Here is an 18833-nt window from a genome sequence, read left to right as displayed (position 1 = left end):
ACTTTAGGGAGATATCTATTCCTAAAAGGAGGGGTTTTTTGAGGTTTTATTAGCGATGTAATCATATTTCCCTTGTTTACTAAACATAGTCAGGTGGTTAGTTATTCCCGCTAAAATATTTTCTTCTAAACCAGAAGGAAACATTGACCAGGGCAATCAGGGCCGGGACTTCTACCAATGGTCCGATTACACCTGCGAAGGCTTGTCCGGAGTTGATGCCAAATACACCTATTGCCACTGCGATGGCCAGCTCAAAATTGTTTCCGGTTGCAGTAAAGGCAATCGCAGCGCTTTTTGAGTAGTCAGCACCGAAATACTTGCCGGCGAAGAAGCTCAAGACAAACATCAATGCAAAATAAATGGCTAGTGGAATGGCAATACGAACCACATCTAATGGAATCTGAACAATCAGTTCCCCTTTCAGGCTAAACATAATCACAATGGTAAATAGCAGCGCGATCAGGGTAACCGGAGAAATTAAAGGCACAAATTTATCCTGAAACCAGGCTTCGCCTTTTAATTTGATGAGGCTATATCTGCTGAGGATACCCAGTGCGAAAGGAATTCCTAAATAAATGGCTACACTTTCTGCAATCTGTCCGATAGTTATGGAAACTTCCAGTCCTTTTAATCCGAATAAGGGAGGGAGTACCGTGATGAAAACATAAGCATAAACACTGTACAATAAGACCTGAAATATGCTGTTCAGGGCGATTAAACCGGCAGCATACTCCCGGTTTCCTTCGGCCAGTTCATTCCAGACCACCACCATGGCGATACACCTGGCCAATCCAATCAGGATCAATCCGATCATGTATTCCGGGTAATCCCGGAGAAAAGTGATGGCCAAAAGGAACATTAGTATGGGGCCAATGATCCAGTTGAGGACCAATGAGGTGCCAAGTACTTTGGTGTCTTTAAATACTGCACCCATGTTTTCATACTTCACTTTAGCCAGTGGCGGATACATCATCAGGATCAGACCAATGGCCAGTGGGATGTTGGTTGTTCCGCTGGAAAAAGAATTGATCATTCCGGCAGAAGCAGGTATGAAATAACCGATGCTAATCCCGATGGCCATGGCCAGGAAGATCCATAAGGTAAGGTAGCGGTCTAAAAAGCTGAGCTTTTTTCGCTCCGCTACAGGGGTACAGTGGTTTGCAGACATTTTGTTCGCGCAGTTTTGTTCTTAGTTCAGGTTTTCCTGGATAAAATTATGGCAGTAACTTTTGATCAGGTCGCGGACTTCCGCAAACTGTGCTTTGATTGCTGCTTCAGTTCCTGTAGCCTTTGCAGGATCCGGGAAATTGTAATGAAACTTAAGGGCATTAGTTGGGAAAAACGGACAACTCTCTTTCGCGTTGTCGCATACTGTGATGACGAAATCAAAATCAAGGGCCATATATTCCTCGATGTGGTTGGAGGTATGGGTAGAAATATCCATTCCATCCGCCTTCATCGTTTCAATGGCCCTTGGATTTACACCATGGGTTTCTATACCTGCACTATAAATCAGTGCTTTATTCTCTGCGAAAAGTCTTAAATAACCTTCTGCAATCTGACTGCGACAACTATTGCCGGTGCAGAGCACGAGTATTTTCTTCATAGGTTTAGCAGCAGCCTGATCCTGGTGTACATACCTCGCCTTCAGCAGCAAGATTGATTAATTGAATTTTCGGTTTTTCTGCGACAGGTGTTGGGCTACAGCATTCTTCACCTTTATCATCAGTACCACAGCTGCCTCCACGATTGATGGCTTTACATTGTGTGGCATCAGGAATCAGGTTTACAATCAGGTCTTCGCCAGCAATGCTGATTTCTCCAGGATACATTTGACGGGTGTCAAATTCTGAGTTTCCAAATTCTATCTTAACGATGCCAATTGGGTTTAAAGGCAATGATTTCTCTACCAATTCTACAATTGATAAAGCCTTTTTTACCTGCATAGCTCTTTCGCTGTCTTTTTCGGAAGGCTCCCAAAGTTGTACGATGATTTCCGTCCAGGAGTTCATCACACCACCACAATCAACGGATACGATTGGTGCCTGTTTGATTTCCGTGATGTGGTAAGAAGCATCTACCAATTTATCAGCGGCATATTGGAATTGTAGTGTTAATTCCGGATTTTCCTGAAGCTTTGTTTTAAAGCTTTCCCAGGTCATAAGTGTTGTTGTATTCATGATATTGCAATTTTACGATTGATATAAACAATTTTTTTTAACAGCAGGGGATTTCACCTTTGTAGGAACCTAAGAATGCTCCCAATTTGTTTTCCAGCATTTTCCATGTTGTAGGATTGATGCAGTAGCATACGCTAACGCCTTCAATCGTTCCCTGGATTAGTCCCGCGTTTTTTAATTCTTTTAAATGTTGTGAAATGGTGGCTTGTGCCAAACCAAGCTCTTCTACCAGATCTCCACAGATGCAGGTATTGGAAGCCAGAATCCTTTGCAGGATGGCGATTCTTGCCGGATGAGCCATTGCCTTCAATAGTTGAGACAATTGGTTTTGTTCATCGGTAAATATTTCTGATTTAGTAAGTCCCATAGCAGGTGTTAATTAATAAATTGCAATAATACGATAGATAGAGATGAGTTCCAAATCTTTTCGGTTAAAAAGCTGTGTTATGACTTTTAGCTGAATTAAATAGTTGCTTCCTTTTCAGTGGCGACCAGATAAGTAGGGTCTTCGAGGATATTGACCTCAATGATGGCTTCCGCATCTTTTAACAGCTTCCGGCAATCTTCACTTAAATGGATTAGGTGGACGATTTTCCCTGCTTTTCGATAGCGATCGGTTAGTTTGTTGAGGGTGTCTATGCCAGACATATCGGCAATCCTACTGTCTTTAAAATCAATAATTACGACAGCCGGATCTGTCGCAGGTTCAAATTTCTCCATGAAATTATGGCTGGAACCAAAGAATAGGGGCCCATAGATTTCGTAATGTTTTGCGCCATTTTCATCAATGTATTTCTTTGCGCGGATTCTTTTGGCACTTTCCCAGGCGAACATTAATGCGGAAACGATTACGCCGATGAGTACGGCCAGTGCGAGATTATGCAGCCATACGGTGATCCCTGCAACCAGAATCCCTACAAAAATATCTTTCCCAGGCATTTTATTGATCACTTTAAAGCTCATCCATTCAAATGTGCCTATGGCGACCATAATCATGACACCCGTTAAGGCGGCCATGGGTACTTTTTCTATCAGCGGAGCAGCAAAAAGAATAATGATCAATATTGTAACGGCAGCTACAATTCCAGATAGTCTGGCTCTTGCCCCTGCGGAAAGGTTCACTAAAGTTTGCGCGATCATCGGGCAGCCGCCCATACCGAAGAAAAAGCCGTTGAGCATATTTGCACTGCCTTGTGCGATACATTCGCGGTTGCTGTTGCCTTTACTTTCGGTGATTTCATCCACCAGATTTAAGGTCAGTAATCCTTCTGTTAATCCTACTGCGCCCATGATCAGTGCATAAGGCAGTATGATTTGCAGGGTTTCCAGGTTAAATGGTACCTGAGGGATATGGAAAGGAGGAAATCCACCACTTATTGCTGCGATATCTCCGACGGTTTTGGTGTCTATATTGAATCCTAAAACCAACAGAAAGACCACAATAATAGCTGCCAGGGCAGGAGGGATAGCCTTCGTGAATTTAGGTAAGATCAAAACAATGGCAATGGTTAAAGCTACGAGGCCTGCCATCAGGTACAATGCAGGGCCGGTAAGCCAGACTGTTTCTCCGTTAACGACCGTTTTAAATTGCTCCAGTTGTGCCATAAATATGATAATGGCTAGTCCGTTTACAAAGCCAAACATAACCGGTTGGGGTACGAGGCGTACAAATTTCCCTAGTTTGAACAGGCCAATGCTGATTTGAAAAACACCAGCGAGTACTACTGCTGCAAAAACGTAATCCAATCCATGAGTTTTCATTAAGGCGATCAATACAATCACGGTAGCACCTGCTCCACCGGAAATTAAACCTGGTCTGCCACCAAATATGGCAGTAACCAAGCCCATAATGAAGGCTGCATATAAACCTGTTAATGGAGGAAAGCCTGCCAGAATAGCAAAGGACAAGGATTCCGGCATCATGGTCATGGCTACGGTTAGCCCGGCAAGGATTTCGGTTTTATAATTGATCTTTTTAGAAAAGTCGAAGAGCTGGATAAAGGGTTTTTGGAGGTAAGGCTTCATTTGCCGGTAAAGTTACGCCAGATTTATCTGGCTTTTACAGCAAGGATAAGAAAAACAAGAAGCCCGGATTTAGAGAGGCAGGTAATTGTTGATCGGCTTAATCAGACTGGGGTCGTTCAGGCTCCGATCTGCAATGTCTTTGGTGACCTGGAACCGGGTCATCAGTTCTGGAGGGTAGGTATTGCAGAGTTCGGGGACTTCCGCTTCTTCAATGGTTTTACTCAGCCATTCCTTTTCTGTTTCCGGTGTTAAGATGACCGGCATAGATTTATAGATGCTGTTGGTGAGTTCTTGCCCCGGTATGGTAACGATGCAGAAGGATTCATATCTTTCTTTAGTGTCCGGATCTATCCAGGCAGACCAGATTCCAGCCATAGAAAAAACCTCGCGGTCTTTTAAGGTGAATCGGAAAGGATATTTTTCTGCGTCAAATCTTTTCCAGAGGTAAAAGCCGTCTGCCAGTACCAGACAGCGTTTATGGGTTATCATTAGCTTTCTAAAAAGCGGTTTGGATAAGATCTGCGTATGCCTTACGGTGCACATGGTAGATTTTCGGTCCTTAAAGAAAAAAGGAACCATAGAAAAGTGCATTTTTTTGATCACATGAGGTTCATCAGCAGTGATTACCAACCCGGGCATATAGATGCTGATATTGTAGGTAGGTGTATAGGCATCTTCCAGTTCATACGGATAATACTGTTGTATAACAGGTAATGATTCTGTAAGGGAAAACGATAAACTCATAGGGTGAAAATAATGTTTATTTTCCAATTGAGCAATTATTTATGTAGCTGGAGTTCGTTTTGTAATTCTTTAATCTCTTCCCGCATTTCCTGTACGCGTTGCAGCAAGTGGCGGATCGCATCAATTCCTTCAATATTGATTTGAAGGTCGTAATGCAAATGGATGTATTTGTCCAGTTCTGCGAGCTGATCGGTATGGATACATTTTTCTTTTTCAACTACGGGGAACCGGACAATGTCCGATTCTTCGAGTGAGACCATAAAAGATGGATCTATATGGTAGTTGATACAATATTCAGTGATGGTAATGAATTCTGTTTCCATAGCTGTAGTGGTTAACTCAGGTTTTGTAGTTCTTTAAACAGTTCTATTTGCTTCTCTGTTAGGTTTTCAGGAAGCTTAACATTGTAGGTAATGAAAAGGTTGCCGAATTCTCCATCTTTTTTATACAATGGAAAGCCTTTATTTTTCAACCTCACTTTAGTGCCGTTTTGTGTTCCTGCAGGGATTTTAAGTTTTACCTTTCCGTCCAGTGTTTCCACCATCACTTCTCCGCCTAAAATAGCGGTGTATAAATCAATATCCTGTTGCAGATATAGATCATTATGTAGTCTTTTGAAAATCGGATCTTCCTGAACATTAACGGTAAGGTATAAATCACCGGCAGGGCCACCGTTTACACCTTCTCCACCAAGACCTTTTAATTTAATGATTTGTTCATCAGCGATACCAGCAGGTATCGTAATCCTGATTTTTTTATCATTGATGGTCAGCGTTTGTTTATGCGTGGTATAAGCATCTCTGAGTGAAATACTAAAACTGGCATTAAAATCCTGTCCTTTATATTTCATGCTGCTTCTTCCTGATGATCTTCCGCCACCGCCAAACATGGATTCAAAGAAGTCAGAGAAATCACCACCGCCAAAGTCGGCTGAACCTTGTCCTCTTGACCTGCTGCGGGCAAAGGGATCACCCTGGTTGTGTCTGGATTGCTCAAACTGATCGGAATTTTTCCAGTGTTCTCCATACTCATCGTATTTTTTTCGCTTTTCAGGATCACTCAGCGCTTCATTTGCTTCATTGATCTCTTGGAATTTCTTGTTCGCTTCCTTGTCGTTAGGGTTCAAATCCGGGTGATATTTCCTGGCCAGTTTCCTGTATGCTTTTTTGATATCATCCTGTGAAGCCTTTTTGTCAACGCCCAGAATCTTATAATAGTCGATAAATGCCATGTCAATAATTGGTCTATCCTCAAATTTAAGTTATTATTCTTATCATTCCTCAATTTTTGACCAATTGTATTAAGTTAGTGTTACAATCACACCGATTTTCTCAATAATAATAATAAATTTGAGAATGAATCACTTTTGCTGACCACTAAAGCGATAAACCAAGTGTAAACTGTTCCTGTAGGAAGTCCTTCTTTTTAAGATGAGTACCTCCATGTGTCGTTTCGGATCGGTTTACATGGCGTTTGATTATTGATTAAATACATTAATACACAAACCATATATGAAACCAAATCAACCAAACTCAAGAAGAGATTTTATTAAAAAGGCTGCGGTGGGTGCAGCTGTTTTCAGCATTGTCCCCAGGTATGTACTTGGCGGCACCGGATTTATTGCACCTAGTGACCGGTTAACTAAAGCCGTAATCGGTGTTGGCGGCATGGGAAGAGGCCATTTTGGATATGATGGTACACAGGTAGTGGCCATTTGTGATGTAGATACCAGACATCTGGATATCGCAAAACCAATGTTGGATAAAGGGGTTAAAACTTTTAGTGACTACCGCGAATTGATCAAATTACCGGAAGTAGATATTGTACACATTGCTACGCCACCGCATTGGCATGGGATTATGTCTATTGACGCTGCAAATGCCGGAAAAGATATCTGGTGCGAAAAACCGATGACACATACTATCGGAGAAGGTAAACGTGTGATGGAGGCTGTTCAAAAACATGGCCGTATGTTCCGTTTGAATACCTGGTTCCGTTTCAAAGATAATTTCTATGGGATGGGTACTACGGTAAAACCGATCAAGAAATTAGTAGATAGCGGTATGTTGGGTTGGCCGTTAAAGGTAACGGTAAGTAAGCATACTGGTTTCGACTGGAAATTCTACTGGGTGGGTAAAGACAATTTACCTGTTGAACCGGTGCCACAAGAACTGGATTATGACGCCTGGTTAGGTCCGGCACCATTTAAACCATACAGCACGCATCGTGTACACCAGACTTTCAGAGGATATTGGGATTATGATGGTGGTGGTTTGAGTGATATGGGTCAGCATTACCTGGATCCGATTCAATATTTCCTGGGTAAGGATGATACAAACCCTGTTTCTGTAGAAATTGATGCCCCGCAACAACATACGGATGCCGTGGGTATTTGGCGCAGAATTACTTATACCTATGCCGACGGTTGTCAGATTATACTCGATGGAGAAGGAAAAGATGAAAAAGCAGCTTATATCGAAGGCCCTAAAGGCAAGCTTTATGCTGGATTTAAATCGGATATTCCGGATTTAGAGCGTAAACTAGCTGCATTCCCTGATCCGGAACCACAAATGATTGATTTCGTTAACTCGGTAAAAACCAGAACTCAGTTCGCTTTAAATGAGGAAAACGGACATCGTTCCTGCAATATCATCAACATCGGACTGGCAGCATTACGCTTAGGTCGTTCGTTAAAGTTTGATCCGGTAAAACAGGAGTTTATTGACGATGAAGGTGCAAACAGATTGATCAATCCAGTTATGCGCGCTCCTTACACCATTTAAACCCAAAAAATCTAATCAATTCTCAATTTTACAGATATAACGATGAAAAAGATATTCTTTATCCTTTTGGTTAGCCTTGCCTTCCAGGGAACGGTAATCGCACAGGATAAAAAAGACCAGCGTACGCAGACCACTCGTATCGCTGATTTGCTGGCGCAGATGCCGGCAAAAGACGCGGCCCAGGCGGCCACTAATGCCAATGATATTGCAGCACTCGGTGAAAACGGTTACCTGGAGCTAATTGGTATGCTTTCTCCGGCAGGAAAAGGTAATAATGCTTTAATTGAATATGCAATTGGCGGTTTTACTTCTGCCTCTACAAAGACAGGAAAAGAAAACTGGAGAAAAATGAGCGTTGCTGCGCTTGGTAAAGGCTTGCAAAAAGCAAATGACTCGCAAAATAAAGCCTTTATCATGAGTCAGCTGGATGGGATAGCGCAGGATGATGCGATTCCTTATCTGGTTGCTTCCTTAAAGGATGTACAGGTTTCTGATCCGGCAGTTCGGGTATTGGTGAAAATCAATACACCAGCAGCAAAAAAAGCCTTATTGAATGCTTTGGCTTCAAGCTCAGGAAAAAGCCGTTTGTCGGTTGTAGAAGGTTTAGGGGATAGCCGTGTTAAAGAAGCTGCAGAGCCAATTGCGGCCTTGGCTGCGGGTTCTGATCAGAACTTAACTAAAATGAGCCTTTATGCTTTGTCGAAAATTGCGGATCCTTCTTCGGAAGCGTTAATGGCTTCGGCAGCATCAAAAAGCAATTTCAACTATGAAAACACAAATGCAGTACCTGCTTATCTGGATTATGGTGCAAATCTTTTATCAGATGGTAATGCTGCATTAGCACATAAAATTGCCCTTCAATTGTTAGAGAAAGCGACTGCTCCGGACTTAGTATCCGTTCGTACTGGTGCTTTAAAAATCCTTTCAGATGAAAGTAAAGGACAAGATATTTCAGTTCTTCTGGCCGCAGTAAAAGATCCCTCGATTGCTTACAGAGCTGCCGCATTGAAATTTGCGATGCCTTATTTATCTCCGGCAACTACGGCGTTGTGGTTAAAACAAATGACTCAGGTAAAACCTGATGTACAGGCGGAAATGGTGACCATGCTAGGCGATGGAAAAGCGACAGAGGCCTTACCGGCAGTGTTGAAATTAATCAACCATAAAGATGAAGGTTTAAGATTTGCCGCTATTGAAGCTGCCGCGAATATTGGTGGTGTCAATGTATTGGACGACTTGTTCAAAACAATGGCTAAAGGCGATGACGCTACAGTGAAAAAAGTAGCTGATGTGTTGTTGAGAATGAAAGGTGATGGATTAACAGAGAAAATCGCCCTTGCGCTTCCTAAAATGAAGCCTAATGTACAGGTGGCTTTAATTGATGTGCTTGCAGCACGTGCTGCTCATGAACAAATCAGTAGCATTTATGCTTTGCAGAAGAGCAAAAATCCGGCAGTAAGAAAAGCGGCATTTGCAGCTTTAACTCAGGTGGCTACTAAAGCTGATCTTCCGGAATTGTTTGCCTTATTGAATAGTAATGAGATTTCTGAGGAAGAATCGGTGATGATTCAGTCGGCATTAATTGCGGCTTTAAAAGGTACAGCAACAGAAAATGAGACGGCTACGGTGTTACAGAAAATGGCAGATGTCAGCCCTGAAAAGAAAAAGTTCTTTTACAAAGTATTGGCAAGTTTAGGTGACGCTCAGGCATTAAAAGCAGTAAATAATGCTTTTGAAACTGGTGATGAGCAAACAAAAAAACTGGCACTGGAGGCATTGTCTTCCTGGACAAATACAGGTTCTTTAGAAAGCTTAATCGCGATTGCAAGAACAACGACCAATCCGGCATTTCAGCAGGAAGCGATCAGCGGATATTTACGCCTGGTACGCTCGGCTCAGGTGCCTGCAGCGCAAAGATTATTGCTATTGCGTGATGCGATGGATGTGGCTAAAACGGAACAATTACAACAACAGATTTTAACAGACTTACAGGATGCTAAAACCTATAACGCGGTTGTTTTTGCAGGTAAGTATATCGACAATCCAGCCTTACAGCAAGCTGCGGCAAGAGCCGTAATGATGGTTGCTTTAGCGGATAAGTCTTATGAAGGTCAGCAGTTGAAAGACTTGTTAAATAAGACCATTCAGGTGCTTAAAGGTGGGGATAGTGAGTATGAGAAACAGGCGATTCGCAAATATCTTGCGGAAATGAAAGGCGGATTAGGTTTTGTATCCGTGTTTAACGGAAAAGACCTGACGGGTTGGAAAGGCCTGGTTGCAGATCCTTTGAAAAGAGCGAAGATGGATGCTAAAACCTTAGCTACGGCACAGGAAAAAGCAGATGCCGAAGCCTTAAAAAGCTGGGTGATTGACAATAAAGGCGCTTTATTATTTACCGGAAACGGAGATAACCTGGCTACCTTAAAGAAATACGGTGATTTTGAGATGCTGGTAGATTGGAAAATCTATGATGATGGCAATAAAAAAGGAGATGCAGGGATCTATTTACGTGGCAGCCCACAGGTACAAATGTGGGATACTTCCAGAGTAGATGTTGGTGCACAGGTGGGCTCAGGTGGTTTGTATAACAACCAGGTGAACGAAAGCAAGCCTTTAAAAGTGGTAGATAACAAATTAGGAGAATGGAATAATTTCCATATCATCATGAAAGGTGATCGCGTAACCGTATATCTGAATGGTGTATTGGTTACTGACGATGTGATCCTTGAAAACTACTGGGATCGCAAACTTCCGATTTTTGCAGAAGAGCAGATTGAATTGCAGGCGCATGGTTCCAGAGTGGCCTATAGAGATATCGCGATCAAAGAACTGGAGCGTCCTGTTCCTTTTCAGCTGAGTGCTGCCGAGAAAAAAGAAGGCTATAAAGTGTTGTTTGATGGGACTAATATGCATGAGTGGACTGGAAATACCAGTGCTTATACCGTTGCAAATGGTAATATGGAGATCAATCCTAAACCGGGCAAAGGCTCTGGTGGCAATCTTTTCAGTAAAGATGATTACAGTGATTTTGTATTCCGTTTTGAGTTTCAATTGACTCCGGGCGCAAATAACGGATTGGGTATTCGCGCACCATTAACTGGTGATGCGGCTTATGAAGGTATGGAATTGCAAATTCTGGACAATGATGCTGATATCTATAAAGACCTTCATGTGTACCAGTACCATGGTTCTATTTATGGCGTTCAGGCAGCGAAAAGAGGTTCTTTAAAGCCATTGGGCGAGTGGAATTATCAGGAGGTTACCGTTAAAGGGCCAAAGATCAAAGTGGTGTTGAATGGGAATGTAATTCTGGATGGCGACATCACGGAAGCTCGTAAAAAAGGTACGGTAGATGGACAAAGTCACCCGGGTTTACAGCGCGATAAAGGTCGTGTAGGTTTCCTTGGTCACGGATCGGTTGTGCGTTTTAAGAATATCAGAATTAAAGACCTGAGCGTTTCAAAATAAGCGTAGGTAAATGGTGAAATTGAATTTTATAGTATAAAATATGACTGAAGAAATTAAGCATTCAGCAGAAAATAGTTCGAGAAGAAACTTTATTAAAACGACAGCGCTGGCGGCTGCCGGGTTTATGATTGTGCCCAGACATGTGTTGGGCGGTAAAGGATTTTTAGCACCCAGCGACCGTTTAATCGTCGCTGGTGTGGGAGTTGGCGGCAAAGGTCAAAGTAATTTAAGTAACATCTATAAAGGGGGGAAAGCAGATATCGCTTTCCTCTGCGATGTGGATGATCGTAGAGCCGCCAATTCGGTAAAAAACTTCCCTGCTGCAAAGTATTATAAAGATTACAGGGTGATGCTGGAAAAGGAAGGCAAGCATATCGATGGGGTTGTGGTTTCTACACCGGATCATAATCATGCGATGATTGCCATGGCCGCGATGCAGCTCGGTAAACATGTTTATGTAGAAAAACCGCTTTCGCATGATATTTTTGAAGCAAGAAAACTGACCGAAGCAGCCAATAAATACCAGGTGGTTACCCAAATGGGAAATCAGGGATCTTCGGGAGATGGGGTTAGACAATTGCAGGATTGGGTAGATGCCGGTGTGATTGGAAAAGTAGAACGGGTATATTGCTGGACGGATCGGCCTTCATGGCCACAAGGGATTACCTGGCCTTCGATAAACGGTGCAATTCCTAAAGAGCTGGACTGGGATCTTTGGTTAGGTTCGGCACCTTATAAACCTTTTGTAGATAAACTGGTACCTTTTAACTGGCGCGGCTGGTGGGATTACGGAACCGGTGCGATTGGTGATATGGGCTGCCATTTGGTAGAACCGCCTTTCCGCATTCTGGGATTGGATACCCCGATTGATGTACAATGTAGTGTTGGAAGTATTTATGTGGATGAATTTAAAAGGGGTTATTTCCCTGATAGTTGTCCGCCTTCGAGCCATGTCATCATGACTTTTAAGAAGACTAAAAAGACAAAGGATGATGTGCAGATCCACTGGATGGATGGCGGTATCAAGCCTGGAAGACCAGCGGAATTGGGCCCTAATGAATCTTTCGGGGCAAATGGGGTCTTGTTTGAAGGAACTAAAGGGAAGATGATGTGCGATGTGTATGGTGCAAACCCAAGGTTATTGCCTTTGTCGCGCAACGAAGAAGTGAAGATTAAACCAGGTGTAGAACGGGTTATCGGAGGGGTAGACGGTCATTACTGGGATTGGGCAGAAGCTTGTATCGCCGGTTATGGCAAGAAAAAGCTAAGTTCTCCTTTTGAAATAGCCGGTCCGCTGACCGAGACTTTATTGATTGCCAATCTGGCGATCAGAGGAACCGATATTCAAAAAGCAAGACAAAGTGGTAACGGTTTTGACTATCCGGGGCGTGATATTAAACTGCTTTGGGATAAGGAAAATCTAAGGGTTACAAACTTTGATGATGTGAATCAGTTTGTGCGCAGAGAATACCGTCAGGGTTGGAGTTTGGGAGGATAATTTTTATAAAGATGAAGAAGATTAAAGTTTTGGTAGTCGGCTGTGGTAATATGGGGACTTCTCATGCCCTGGCTTACCAGCAATTGGAAGGTTTTGAAATCTGTGGAATCGTATCTACAGGGGAGAGTAAGGTAGTTTTGAATGAAAAACTGGGCGGCGGTTATCCATTGTTCAGTGATTTTGAAGAGGCTTTGCTGGCAACGGCACCCGATGCCGTTTGTATTTCAACTTATCCGGATACCCACGAATCTTTTGCCATAAAGGCGATGGAACAAGGCTGTCATGTGTTTATAGAAAAGCCACTGGCGGATTCTCTGGCAGGGGCGCAACGTGTTGCAGATGCCGCTGTTAAATACGGGAAGAAATTGCTGGTGGGTTATATTTTACGCTACCATCCTTCCTGGACACGTTTTATCGAGCTGTCTCAGGAAATGGGAAAACCATTGGTGATGCGGATGAACCTGAATCAACAGAGTCAGGGTGCAAAATGGAAAGTGCATCAGAATTTAATGAAAAGCCTGAGTCCGATTGTGGACTGTGGGGTTCATTATATCGATGTAATGTGCCAGATGACACGTTCCAGGCCGGTTCAGGTGAGTGCAATGGGCGCCAGGTTAACCAATGATATTCCTGAGGATAATTATAATTACGGGCAGTTACAGATTCGTTTTGAGGATGGTTCTGTAGGCTGGTATGAATCAGGATGGGGCCCGATGATTAGTGAAACCGCGTTTTTTGTGAAGGATGTGATTGGGCCAAAAGGTGCAGTCTCTATCCTGGCAAAGGAAGCTTCGGCAGCAGGGAAGTCGGATTCAGTGGAGGCGCATACCAAAACTGAGTCTATTAAAGTTCATTATGCAGACCTGGATCAGGAAGGAAAGTTTTCCCGTGCTGATGAATGGATTGACCTGAATGATGAACCGGATCATCTGGAATTGTGTAAAAGAGAACAACGCCACTTTCTTCGCGCTATTCAAGAAGATCTCGACCTGAGCATACCCACTCAGGATGCACTGAATAGTTTAAGAGTGGCTTTTGCCTGTGATGAATCTGTCCGGACGGGAGGCATCGTTAAACTGAGCTAATATTTTTGTAAAATATCAATTATTTAGGGCCCGCTATAAGCGGGCCTTTTTTGTTTTTCAAATAATTTTAATGTTTGGCAGTTATTTTACTTAGTGTATATGTATTTTATAAATCTTAATCAAAAATGGCTTTTATGTGGTGTTTTTGAGTGTTTTAACTGATATAAATATTTTCATATTTAATGCTTAGTGTATTATATTTTTATATTTTTGTTGCTGAAGGTGTTGGTTTTTGTTGGAAGACTGGTCTCTTTAAACTTTATTTGCGAAGGTGGTTTGGGATGGATTGCGCTCTTAAAAATGTAAGCTATCTAAGGGGTTTAGGGGATCTGAATTTATTCAGGTTTGACTCGCAAGTTGGTGTAAAATCAATTATTAAGTTAACTATTGATCCATTTTATGAGAGCTTTAAAGATATCACAAAGTATCACAAACAGAAAGAGGGATTCCCTGGAGAAGTATTTAAATGAGTTGGGGAAATTCGAGCTGTTAAAAGCTGAGGAGGAAATCCAGTTGGCTATGCGTATCGCAGAAGGGGATGAGGTAGCCCTGGAAAAGTTAGTGAATGCAAATCTTCGTTTTGTGATTTCTGTTTCCAAGAAATATCAGGATAAGGGGCTGAGGCTTTCAGACTTGATTAGTGAAGGTAATATCGGTTTGATTAAGGCCGCTAAAAGATATGACCATACCAAGGGCTTTAAGTTTATATCTTTTGCCGTATGGTGGATCCGGCAGGCGATTTTATCTGCGATCTCAGACCAGCAAAGGATGGTTCGGTTGCCTGGAAACCAAATCGTTGGAAATAGCGCTATAAATAAGGCCAGCATGCGTTTAGAGCAGAAATTGGAACGTATGCCTACTATAGAAGAAATTGCAGAAGAGATCGGCTTAAAAGCAGAGCGGATTTCAGATTATCAGTCAAATGCTCCGTTGGCAATTTCTTTGGATAAACCAATGAATGAAGAAACCGGTTACTGTTTATTAGACAAGATTCCATCCAAAAATATAGATGCGGTAGACGAAGAGCTCATGAAAGAATCCTTAACGGAGGATTTAAAAAGATGTCTTCTGAAATTGCCGGAAAGAGAGCAGAAAATCCTATCACTTTATTATGGTCTGGACGATTATGCCGAGACCACACTAGACGATATGGTCTATATTTTTGACCTGAGTAAGGAAAGAATCCGGCAGCTAAAAGACAAAGCTTTGAAGACTTTGCGCAATAACCCGAGATCACAATTGATCAGGGAATACCTCGAATAATTGAAAAACAGGCGGTTTTGGCAAGATTAGTAATCGCGTTTTGTTTAAATTTTGAGCTGATTTATTTAAACGAAATAGCCTATTCTGAGGCTTTTATGAAGAAAAGGGCTTTTTTATTGAAAAAAAGAGTCATTTACTTAAATATTCATTTGGTGGAAATCCAATAATTATTAACTTTAAAGCGTTATATCATATATTTAAAATCTTAAACGAAAGAAAAACATGGAAAAATTCTCGAAACTTAAAGAACTTATTGCAAGCGTTGAAGCTGATGCAGACAAATTTTATAATTCAGGTAACGGTGCAGCTGGTACAAGAGTACGTAAAGCAATGCAAGATTTAAAAGGTCTTGCTCAGGACATCCGTACTGAAGTAACTGATAAGAAAAACACGAAGTAATCTACTTTGAATGTCAGGAGAAAGGCCCGCTTAATGCGGGCCTTTCTCATTTATAGCTATTGAGGTTTTTATTTTTTAATTTTAGGGCTTCAGCCCTATGAGTCCTCCAGAACAACCACTACAACGTAAGATCATTCACATTGATATGGATTCCTTCTATGCTTCGGTAGAGCAAAGGGACGATCCTACGCTGGAAGGTAAGGCGGTCGCTGTAGGCGGGTCTCCTGATGGAAGAGGTGGTGTGGTAGCCACAGCAAATTATGAAGCGAGAAGGTTCGGTGTGCATTCTGCGATGTCCTCCAAAAAAGCTCAGCGTTTATGTCCCCATCTGATCTTTCTTTATCCCAGATTTGCTGTTTATAAAGAGATCTCCAAACAAATCCGTGAAATATTTAGCAGATATACCGACCTGATCGAACCTTTGTCTTTAGATGAAGCCTACCTGGACGTGACCGAAGATAAACTAGGAATTGGTTCAGCCATTGATATCGCCAAAGAAATTAAAGCCGCGATAAAGGCCGAACTGAATCTAACCGCCTCTGCGGGGGTATCTATCAATAAATTTGTCGCAAAAGTGGCTTCTAATATGAACAAGCCGGATGGCTTAACTTTTATTGGCCCTTCCAAAGTAGAGCGTTTTATCGCTGCACTACCCGTAGAGAAGTTTCATGGTGTGGGAAAGGTTACCGCAGAAAAGATGAAAATCCGTGGTTTGCATAAAGGTGCTGATCTAAAAAAGCTGACCGAAGCGGAATTGGTCTACCTTTTTGGAAAGAGTGGTCACTTCTTTTATAAGATTGTTCGCGGAATTGACCACCGCAAAGTAGATCCAAATCAGGAAACCAAATCCATCGGTGCCGAGGATACTTTTTCTTATGACCTTACTGAGCTGGAACAGATGAACCTGGAATTGGCACGCCTTTCCGAAATCGTATTTAAACGGATGAGCCTGTACCAGTTGTTTGGCAGAACGCTAACCATTAAGATTAAGTTTAGTGATTTTAGACAGATCACCCGAAGCAGGTCATTCCCAGCCCCATATACGGAACTGGAAATGATGGTAGAAGTAGCCAGTACGTTGTTGGATACTGCTGGTTTGGATGGCGGATCCGTCAGGTTACTCGGGGTTTCCATCTCTAATTTTAATAGTACAAAAGAACAGGGCGAGTGGTATCAGGCAAGACTTTTTCCTTAATTCCAATGCTCTGCATACAACGTAATTTTTTGCGAATTTAATAACCGATTTCTCCAGTTATCTAAAATATATGTAGGAACAGGGCCTGATTGTGGGTTATTTATGTAAATTGAATTAACCTCCAATCGTAACGTATAGCCTATGGAATCCTTATCAAAGTTTTTTGATCCTGATTTACAGCAGCCTGATGTGGCTTTTCTGAATAAATTATTTGAATTACAACAGGCTTATTATGGCGGTGATGCTAAAATAAAAGTAATAGAAGCATTGCTCCTGGAACTATGTCTGGTCACTGAAAGTCAGGCTGCGGGAATATTTAATAGGGATAGTAAGCTTTTTATTGCAGTAAATCCCGGCCTTCCGAACTTCATGATCAGTGCTGATTTTTTATTAACCGATGATCAGGCGACCGCTGTTTCTTATGAACTGAAAAGTATTAATGGACATCAAGTGCTGATCTGTCCGCTTTCTGATGATATAGGAAAAGACAATATATTGTATCTGGCCAGGGATTCCTCCTCCTATAGCTTGACAGCTTATCAGACCTTAAAACCAGCTTTGCCTGTTTTGAATGGGATGTTACTCCATTTAAATGCAATTGCAGAAATTGGCAGACAACATCAGAAAACGGCTCATCTACAATCTCTAATTGCCTCATTGGACGATATTATTATCGAACTGGACGAAAATGCAGTGATTAAAAAGGTTTGGGTGAGAGATGCGACCAAACTATTTATGCCTCCGGAATTCTTTATAGAGAAAACCATGGTAGAAGTACTGGGGACTTTTGCAAATGTCTTCATGGAGTGTATAGAAAAGTTGCTGTTAACTGATGAACGTCAGGAATGTATTTATCCGGACTTTAATCCGGAGAAAAAAGCCTGGTATAGTGCCAAATTTCAAAAGATTGACCCGGTAGCTCCAGGGGAGGAGATCAGGATGATCTGTGTGATCGAGGATATTACTGCAAAAAAGCTGATGAGCGACCAGTTGCATCATCAGACCCTGGAATTGATTGCGGCAAAAAATCTGGCGGAGCAAATAGCAAGAAAAAGGACAGAGATTCTGTCCATTCTGAGCCACGAAATCCGCACGCCACTAAATGGAATAATAGGGATTTGTAACTTACTCCATCAAGGGACTTATACTGATCCTCACATTAGGGAATATATTGATCACCTGAATTTTTCTTCCAATCACCTCTTGAATTTAGTGAATGATATTTTAGATCTGGAGAAGATCGAGAATAAGAAAATGGTGCTTATGGAGCATGAGATTCGATTAGTCACTTTTATTGGCAACATTCAAAAGCAGTTTTCATCCCTGGCGAAAGCGAAAGGTTTAGCACTTCGGTTTTTTCATGATGAGCATGTCCCTGAATTGGTGAATGTAGATGACCTGCGCCTGGGTAGAATCCTGAACAACTTGATTGGAAACGCCATTAAGTTCACAGAGAGTGGTCATGTTACGATTCATTTAAGCACAATAGCGCGGACAGCAGAAATGGTGAGGCTATCTTTTAAAGTGGAGGATACCGGGATCGGGATTCCTGAACACCTGCATAACCTTGTTTTTGATAAATTTCATCAGGTACAACAAGCGAGTCATCGCCAGCAACAAGGAACAGGGCTGGGTTTAAGTATCACTAAAGGTCTGGTAGACCTGTTTAAAAGCGAAATTGTGTTAAAGAGCACAGTAGACCGAGGTACCACTTTCGAGTTCGAAATTGATTTTAAAATCCTGGCTACTTCAGAAAACAGACTCCATGCCGTCAGGGAGGCTACGCCAATTCGTGTGTTACCCGAATTAAGGTTGTTGGTTGTGGATGATAATCCTGTAAACTTATTGGTTGCAAAACGTCAGTTGAGCTGTTTTGGACTTAATGCAGAGCAGGCGGGTAATGGGATCAGGGCTTTGGAAATTTTAGAAGAAAAAGAAATTGATGTCATTTTGATCGACTTACACATGCCTGAAATAGATGGATATGAGTTGGCCCGAAGGGTACAGGTTTTGTATCCGAAGATTAAGGTGATCATTTTTACTGCGGATATACTGGAGGAAGTGAGGACGCGATTATGGGATATGGGTATCAAATACGTGCTGTCAAAACCTTTCAATCCCGACGAAATGTATGAGCTGCTGACGGAAGTTGTCAGTGCAGACCATTAATTAGCGTTTTGTATGCTTAAGATA

At 42.1% G+C, this 18833-nt stretch carries 16 protein-coding genes; 8 read left to right on the top strand and 8 right to left on the bottom strand.

Translation table 11 applies throughout. The annotated features are described in order from the left end of the window. Positions 1–97 precede the first annotated feature (97 nt). The 8 genes from arsB to R2Q66_RS17420 all read right to left on the bottom strand — a co-directional run bounded on the left by arsB (position 98) and on the right by R2Q66_RS17420 (position 6180). Positions 98–1168: an ACR3 family arsenite efflux transporter gene (gene arsB, locus R2Q66_RS17455; RefSeq protein ID WP_316751362.1), complete on the bottom strand. Its 1071-nt coding sequence runs from the start codon at positions 1166–1168 to the stop codon at positions 98–100. Positions 1169–1189: 21 nt separating this feature from the next. Then, on the bottom strand, positions 1190–1606 hold the full coding sequence (locus R2Q66_RS17450; RefSeq protein ID WP_316751360.1) for an arsenate reductase ArsC: 417 nt from the start codon (positions 1604–1606) through the stop codon (positions 1190–1192). A gap of 4 nt (positions 1607–1610) precedes the next feature. After that, a complete protein-coding gene (locus tag R2Q66_RS17445; RefSeq protein ID WP_316751358.1) occupies positions 1611–2180 on the bottom strand; it encodes a DUF6428 family protein in 570 nt (189 codons plus the stop codon). Positions 2181–2217: 37 nt separating this feature from the next. Further along, on the bottom strand, positions 2218–2547 hold the full coding sequence (locus tag R2Q66_RS17440) for a metalloregulator ArsR/SmtB family transcription factor (RefSeq protein ID WP_316751356.1): 330 nt from the start codon (positions 2545–2547) through the stop codon (positions 2218–2220). A gap of 95 nt (positions 2548–2642) precedes the next feature. Next, on the bottom strand, positions 2643–4205 hold the full coding sequence (locus R2Q66_RS17435; RefSeq protein WP_316751353.1) for a SulP family inorganic anion transporter: 1563 nt from the start codon (positions 4203–4205) through the stop codon (positions 2643–2645). 69 nt (positions 4206–4274) lie between these two features. Next, positions 4275–4949, bottom strand: a complete 675-nt coding sequence (locus R2Q66_RS17430) for an SOS response-associated peptidase (protein WP_316751351.1) — start codon at positions 4947–4949, stop codon at positions 4275–4277. Between the two features lie 35 nt (positions 4950–4984). Continuing rightward, positions 4985–5272, bottom strand: a complete 288-nt coding sequence (locus R2Q66_RS17425; RefSeq protein ID WP_316751349.1) for a chaperone modulator CbpM — start codon at positions 5270–5272, stop codon at positions 4985–4987. 11 nt (positions 5273–5283) lie between these two features. Continuing rightward, positions 5284–6180 (bottom strand): J domain-containing protein, encoded by an 897-nt coding sequence (locus R2Q66_RS17420; protein WP_316751347.1) that lies wholly within the window; start codon positions 6178–6180, stop codon positions 5284–5286. Between the two features lie 280 nt (positions 6181–6460). Between R2Q66_RS17420 and R2Q66_RS17415 the strand changes: the two genes are divergently transcribed. The 8 genes from R2Q66_RS17415 (at position 6461) to R2Q66_RS17380 (ending at position 18809) form a co-directional block, all read left to right on the top strand. Next, a complete protein-coding gene (locus tag R2Q66_RS17415) occupies positions 6461–7732 on the top strand; it encodes a Gfo/Idh/MocA family oxidoreductase (protein WP_316751345.1) in 1272 nt (423 codons plus the stop codon). 42 nt (positions 7733–7774) lie between these two features. Next, the gene (locus R2Q66_RS17410; protein ID WP_316751343.1) at positions 7775–11200 is read left to right on the top strand and encodes a DUF1080 domain-containing protein; all 3426 of its coding nucleotides are present in this window, start codon (positions 7775–7777) and stop codon (positions 11198–11200) included. A gap of 40 nt (positions 11201–11240) precedes the next feature. Continuing rightward, positions 11241–12698 carry a Gfo/Idh/MocA family oxidoreductase gene (locus R2Q66_RS17405; protein ID WP_316751341.1) on the top strand — a complete coding sequence of 486 codons (1458 nt, stop codon included), beginning with the start codon at positions 11241–11243 and terminating at the stop codon, positions 12696–12698. Between the two features lie 11 nt (positions 12699–12709). Further along, positions 12710–13783: a Gfo/Idh/MocA family oxidoreductase gene (locus tag R2Q66_RS17400; RefSeq protein ID WP_316751339.1), complete on the top strand. Its 1074-nt coding sequence runs from the start codon at positions 12710–12712 to the stop codon at positions 13781–13783. A 399-nt stretch (positions 13784–14182) separates the two neighbouring features. Then, entirely contained in the window at positions 14183–15046 is an 864-nt protein-coding gene (locus tag R2Q66_RS17395; RefSeq protein ID WP_316751337.1) for an RNA polymerase sigma factor RpoD/SigA, read from the top strand. A 222-nt stretch (positions 15047–15268) separates the two neighbouring features. Next, positions 15269–15445, top strand: a complete 177-nt coding sequence (locus tag R2Q66_RS17390; protein WP_265840216.1) for a histone H1 — start codon at positions 15269–15271, stop codon at positions 15443–15445. 97 nt (positions 15446–15542) lie between these two features. Next, on the top strand, positions 15543–16640 hold the full coding sequence (dinB, locus tag R2Q66_RS17385) for a DNA polymerase IV (protein ID WP_316751334.1): 1098 nt from the start codon (positions 15543–15545) through the stop codon (positions 16638–16640). 141 nt (positions 16641–16781) lie between these two features. After that, positions 16782–18809, top strand: coding sequence for an ATP-binding protein (locus R2Q66_RS17380; protein ID WP_316751331.1), 2028 nt, complete (start codon positions 16782–16784; stop codon positions 18807–18809). The last annotated feature ends 24 nt before the right edge of the window (positions 18810–18833 follow it).

It is taken from the genome of Pedobacter gandavensis, from assembly GCF_032677645.1.
In the GTDB taxonomy this organism is placed as follows: domain Bacteria; phylum Bacteroidota; class Bacteroidia; order Sphingobacteriales; family Sphingobacteriaceae; genus Pedobacter; species Pedobacter gandavensis_A.
This window is presented reverse-complemented; position numbering and strand designations above follow the sequence as displayed.